Raw genomic sequence first — 4,777 nt, 5'->3', positions numbered from 1 at the left:
CGCGAGCGGCACCGCGCCGCGCGCCTTGGCGTGGTCGGCCGTTTCCAGCACGAGGAAGGCGCCGAGCGCGCCGCCGACGAACCCGCCCGTGCCGGGCCGTGCCGAGACCGGCGCGAAAGGCCCGCGCCAGAGCGCGCCGCCCGCGCCGTACAGCAGCACCAGGTCCCAGCGCTGGGAGGCATAGGCGCCGCCGACCAGCGCGATGCCGCCGCGCCCTTCGGCCAGGCGCGCTGCGGCGATGCGCACCGCGTCGGCCGCGGCCGCTTCCTCCCCCATGAAGGTGCGGGAGGAACCGGTCACGCCGTGCACGATCGAGATGTTGCCGGCGAGCAGGTTCGACAGCTGCGCGAGGAAGAGCGTGGGCCGGAGGTCGGTGGCCAGTTTCTCGTTCAGCGCCGGGCCGGCTTCCGCGGGCGGGGTGGTGCAGAACTGCGCGGCGACCGCCTCATCGACCGCGATGTCGCGCTCGCCGCCGCCGGCGGAGACGATCAGGTGCATGTCGGCAACCAGCCCGCGCGCGCCCGCCTGGTCGATGGCCAGCCCGGCGGCGTAGGTGCCGAGGCGCTGCCAGGGCTCCATCTGCCGCTGGTCGCCCTTCTTGGGGATCTGCGCGTCGAGGTTCAGCGCGGGCAGCGGATGGACGGGGTAGGGGGCGAAGGCGGCCTCGTCCACCACCGGCGCGGTGCCGGGCCTGGAGAGGATGTCCCAATGTGCGTCCGGCCCCTCGCCGAGCGAGGAGACGAGGCCGATGCCGGTGATGACGACGTCCTGGCGGGTCATGCGAGGCCGAGCTCCTGCCCGCGCTGCTTCATCGCGGCGGCGAGTTCCGGGGCGGGGAAGTCCATGATGCGCAGCGTGAGTTCCGCGTCGCAGATGCGCTTGCCGCCGGCTTCGATGCGCGCCTTGGTCACGGCGTAGCCGGAGCCGTCGTGCAGGCGTTCGGCATGGACAGTGACGGCCGTGCCGGGCCCGACGAAGGAGCGGAACTTGGCTTCCTTCACGCCCATCAGGAAGGGCATGCGGGAGAAGTCCATCAGCTTGAGCAGCAGCCAGCCCGAGGCCTGGGCCATGGTCTCGACCAGCAGCACGCCAGGCATGAGCGGATAGCCCGGGAAATGCCCCTCGAAGACCGGGGAGGCGTCGGGGATGGTGCTTTCGACGGTGATGGCCTCGCCCTGGAGCGAGGCCACCCGGTCGATCATCTGGAAGTACTCGAGGCGCAAGGCAGGTCCCCCGCGGCCGCGCGGTGCCGTCAGCCGCCCTTGGCGGCGACCAGCTCGTCGATGCGCGCGGCCAGGTTCTTCATGACGAAGTACTGCTCGGCGGGCGCGGTGCCGGCGTTGACTTCCTGCGTCCATGCCTCGACCGGGACCTTGATGCCGAAGGCCTTGTCGATGGCGAAGACGATGTCGAGGAAGTCGAGGCTGTCGATACCGAGGTCATTGATGACATGGCTGTCGGGCAGGATGTTCTCCCGCGCGACTTCGCTGTTCTCGGCGATGATGTCCGCGATGCGGTCGAAGGACGAGGCCATGGGTGGCCCTCCGTGGGGAATCCGGGGTTGGGCTGAGGATTGGGGGGCGTCTTTGGCCTGAATGGGGGCGGAAGGCAAGATTCGGAGGTTCGTTCCGGATGCCGCCCGGGCTCAGAACCATCGCAGGGGCGGCCGCTCAGGCCTCACAGCGGCCTTGATCGCGTCGCGATCAGTGAGAAACGCGACCGGGAGAATGAAGCTGTCCACCTCCGTCCGCCTCGCGCCAAGGATAAGCCTTGTGAAGCGTCGCTGAAGGAAGCGCCGCAACCCAAGCTTCCCGACAGGCGGTTGAACTGGTCGCCTGGGATCAGCCGTGTCGTAGGCCGGGAAGATGATCGATGCCGGGCCGGCGCCCTTGAAGATGACCTTTGCGGGGCCGTGCCGGTCGCGGTTCCATCGACGCCCAAGGCTGTCGGTCGTTTCGCCTGTGGTTGCGTCGATGCGTAACCCTTCGGCTACCGAAGCCCGTGAAGAATGCGAACGGGCCCGGCCCGGAAAGGGCGAACGCAACCCAGCGCATCGGGCCGCCGCCGAGCAAGAGGGGGGAGGCAAAGACGCATCCCATGACGCCGAACAGGATCTGCAAAAGAACGAGCTTGTCATTGTTCGGCCGCGGCTCGATCACCTGCGGGGCCACCATAACGGATGGCGAGATCGAATCAGGCGGCGTCATCGTGCTCGCATATTCCCGAAATGCCCCCGGGGAGATTCGAACTCCCACACCCTCTCGGGCGAGCGATTTTGAGTCGCCTGCGTCTACCGTTCCGCCACAGGGGCCTGGGCGGCGTCATGCCTAGCCGGGCGCGGCGGGCCGCGTCCAGCCCCGGCGGGGCGGCTATTCCGCCGCGGCGCGTGCCGGGCCTTCGACGTTCTTCGTCTCGAACTCGGCCGGCCCGGTGATCTCGAGGATCTCGACATCGTCGGAATGGGCGATCTCCCGGTGCCTCACCAGGCGCGGCTGGTAGCAGGAATCGCCGGCGTGGAAGGTCTTCTCGCCGATATCCTCGTATTCGAACTTCACCCAGCCCTTGAGGACGAAGAACATCTGGAAGGGCAGGTCGTGGGTGTGCCACTGGCCGGTGGCGTGCTCGCCCGGGATGGCGCGGATCACATGTGCCCCGAAGGCCCCGTTGGTGGCCTTGGCGATATCGAGGTCGCGATACTCGAAGAAGGCCCGCAGCCCGCGCTTGAACTCGGCGTCCTTCGCGTGGCTCGTCGTCGTCGTACCCATCGTTCGTTTCCTCCGTGTCTTCATGCGAGGGCGGAAAGCCAAAAAAGGGAGGGGGTGCGGGGGAGGTTCATCCTCCCCCGCGTGCCGTCATTCGAGCGGCAGCGCCACATGCTTCACGAACCCCGGCCGCGTCTTGAGCGCCTCGTAGTAGCGGGCGAGGTTCGGCAGGTCCGGCCGTTCGATCGGCAGGGCGTGCCAGCGATGGACCCAGCAGCCGAGCGAGAGGTCGGCCAGCGTGACGTGATCCCCGCACAGGAAGCGCGAGGCGGCGACCTGCGCATCGACGATGCGGAACAGCCGCCCGGCATCCTCCCGCGCCTTGCCTTCCGCCTTCCAGTCGCGGTCCGGCTCGGGGATGCGGATATGGGTGAAGAAGATCGTGACCATCGGGGATGTGACGTGGCCGAGCGTCCAGTCCATCCAGGTCTCGACCTTTGCCCGGGCGCGGGGCTCGGCCGGATAGAGGCTGCCCGACGGGGCGTACCGGTTGCAGAGGTAGCGGGCGATGGCGTTGCTCTCCCAGAGCGACCAGCCGTCTTCCTCTTCCAGCGTCGGCACCAGCCCCATCGGGTTCATGGCCCGGTAGGCGGGGTCCTTGGTCTTGCCGAAGGCGCCGCCGGCGTCGATGCGCTCGTAGTCCAGGCCGAGTTCGTCGAGGGTCCAGAGGACCTTCATGACGTTGCTGGAACTGGCCCGGCCCCACAATCTGCGCATCGAGTTCCTCCCGCGGATGGGCTGAGGCTATGCCCCGCGCGTGGCGCGGTCCAGTTGCGCCAGGCGGCGCGGCGCGCGACATGGGGGCCATGGGACCAGGCCTGATCGTGCTCGTCTTCGCCGTCGGCGCGCCGCTCTTCGCCATGGGCAGCGAGACCTGGTGGGGTCTCGCGCCCTGCGCGCTCTGCCTCTGGCAGCGCTGGCCCTATTGGGTGGCGGCGGGGTTCGCGGTGGTCGCGGCGGTGCTGCCCGGGCGGGGCCGCGCGGCGCTGCTGGTGCTGGCCGGGCTTGCGGCCTTCGCCTCGGCTGGCGTCGGCGCGCTGCATGTGGGGGTGGAGCAGGGCTGGTGGCCTTCGCCGCTGCCGGGCTGCGCCGCGGCGACCTCCTCCGGGGCTGGCGGCAGCCTCGACGACCTGATGCGCGGGTTGGCCGCGGCGCCGTCGAAGCCCTGCGACGCGCCCACCTTCCTCATTCCCGGGCTGCCGCTTTCCATGGCGGCGATGAACCTCATCTATGGCCTCGGGCTCGGCGTTCTCGCGCTGGCCCTGGCCCGCCGAGGACGCACCGCATGACCACGAGCCGCACCACCGCCGAGACCCGCCTGCCCGGCGACCCCACGCCGCGGGAGGTGGTGGAACGCGCCATCCGCGTCGACCACGCCGGCGAATACGGCGCGAAGCGCATCTATGAGGGCCAGCTCGCCGTGCTCGGCCGAACGAAGTGGCGCCCGACGCTGGAACACATGAAGGAGCAGGAACAGGTCCACCTGGACACCTTCACGCGCCTGGTCGGCGAGCGCCGCGTGCGCCCGACCGCGCTGCTGCCGATCTGGCACGTGGCCGGTTTCGCGCTGGGGGCGGCGACGGCGCTGCTCGGCCATCGTGGCGCGATGGCCTGCACCGTCGCGGTCGAGGAAGCGATCGACGAGCATTATCGCGCGCAGGAGGAGGAGCTCGGCGAGGACGAGGCCGAGCTGAAGGCGCATATCGAGAAGTTCCGCGCCGAGGAGCTGGAGCACCGCGACATCGGCCTCGAGAACGAGGCCGAGCTCGCCCCCGCCTACCGGCTGCTGAGTGCCGCCATCAAGGCCGGCTGCAAGGTCGCGATCCGGCTGAGCGAGCGCGTCTGAGCCGAGGCTGTCGCGCGTGACGATCACGACGTGCCGCGCGGCCGTTGCCGTGCCGAGGGCGCCGCGCCCGCCGCGTGCCATGGCCGGCGCGGCCCGATGAGCGGACTCGCCGTGCAGAAGGGCCCCGCCGCAGCCGCGGCGCTGCTGCTGCTGGCCTGCGCCGCGCTGC

Annotated in this window: 7 protein-coding genes and 1 tRNA gene; 2 read left to right on the top strand and 6 right to left on the bottom strand. The window is 70.1% G+C overall.

Features of this window, described 5'->3' with window-relative positions; genetic code table 11:
- From HW577_RS20910 to HW577_RS20885, 6 genes are all read right to left on the bottom strand, one after another.
- Positions 1-780, bottom strand: a 780-nt coding sequence (locus tag HW577_RS20910; protein WP_198378056.1) for a beta-ketoacyl-ACP synthase, incomplete at its 3' end; no start/stop codon positions are given.
- On the bottom strand, positions 777-1,223 hold the full coding sequence (locus tag HW577_RS20905) for a 3-hydroxyacyl-ACP dehydratase FabZ family protein (protein ID WP_198378055.1): 447 nt from the start codon (positions 1,221-1,223) through the stop codon (positions 777-779). The genes HW577_RS20905 and HW577_RS20910, both read right to left, overlap by 4 nt.
- Before the next feature lie 29 nt (positions 1,224-1,252).
- The gene (locus tag HW577_RS20900; protein WP_198378054.1) at positions 1,253-1,534 is read right to left on the bottom strand and encodes an acyl carrier protein; all 282 of its coding nucleotides are present in this window, start codon (positions 1,532-1,534) and stop codon (positions 1,253-1,255) included.
- A 694-nt stretch (positions 1,535-2,228) separates the two neighbouring features.
- Positions 2,229-2,311: transfer RNA gene (locus HW577_RS20895), tRNA-Leu, on the bottom strand.
- Between the two features lie 58 nt (positions 2,312-2,369).
- Positions 2,370-2,765 (bottom strand): cupin domain-containing protein, encoded by a 396-nt coding sequence (locus tag HW577_RS20890; RefSeq protein ID WP_198378053.1) that lies wholly within the window; start codon positions 2,763-2,765, stop codon positions 2,370-2,372.
- 87 nt (positions 2,766-2,852) lie between these two features.
- Positions 2,853-3,479, bottom strand: a complete 627-nt coding sequence (locus HW577_RS20885) for a glutathione S-transferase family protein (protein WP_198378052.1) — start codon at positions 3,477-3,479, stop codon at positions 2,853-2,855.
- Between the two features lie 89 nt (positions 3,480-3,568).
- On the opposite strand from HW577_RS20885, the gene HW577_RS20880 reads away from it, so the two are divergent.
- Complete coding sequence (locus tag HW577_RS20880; protein WP_198378051.1) at positions 3,569-4,051, top strand: disulfide bond formation protein B; 483 nt, start codon at positions 3,569-3,571, stop codon at positions 4,049-4,051.
- Entirely contained in the window at positions 4,048-4,608 is a 561-nt protein-coding gene (locus tag HW577_RS20875) for a demethoxyubiquinone hydroxylase family protein (RefSeq protein ID WP_198378050.1), read from the top strand. Before HW577_RS20880 ends, HW577_RS20875 begins: the two co-directional genes overlap by 4 nt.
- Positions 4,609-4,777: the final 169 nt, after the last annotated feature.

The sequence above is a fragment of the Neoroseomonas rubea genome (assembly GCF_016106015.1).
GTDB classification, from domain to species: Bacteria; Pseudomonadota; Alphaproteobacteria; order Acetobacterales; family Acetobacteraceae; genus Neoroseomonas; species Neoroseomonas rubea.
The sequence above is the reverse complement of the archived record's forward strand: the minus strand, read 5'-3'. Positions and strand labels throughout refer to the sequence as shown.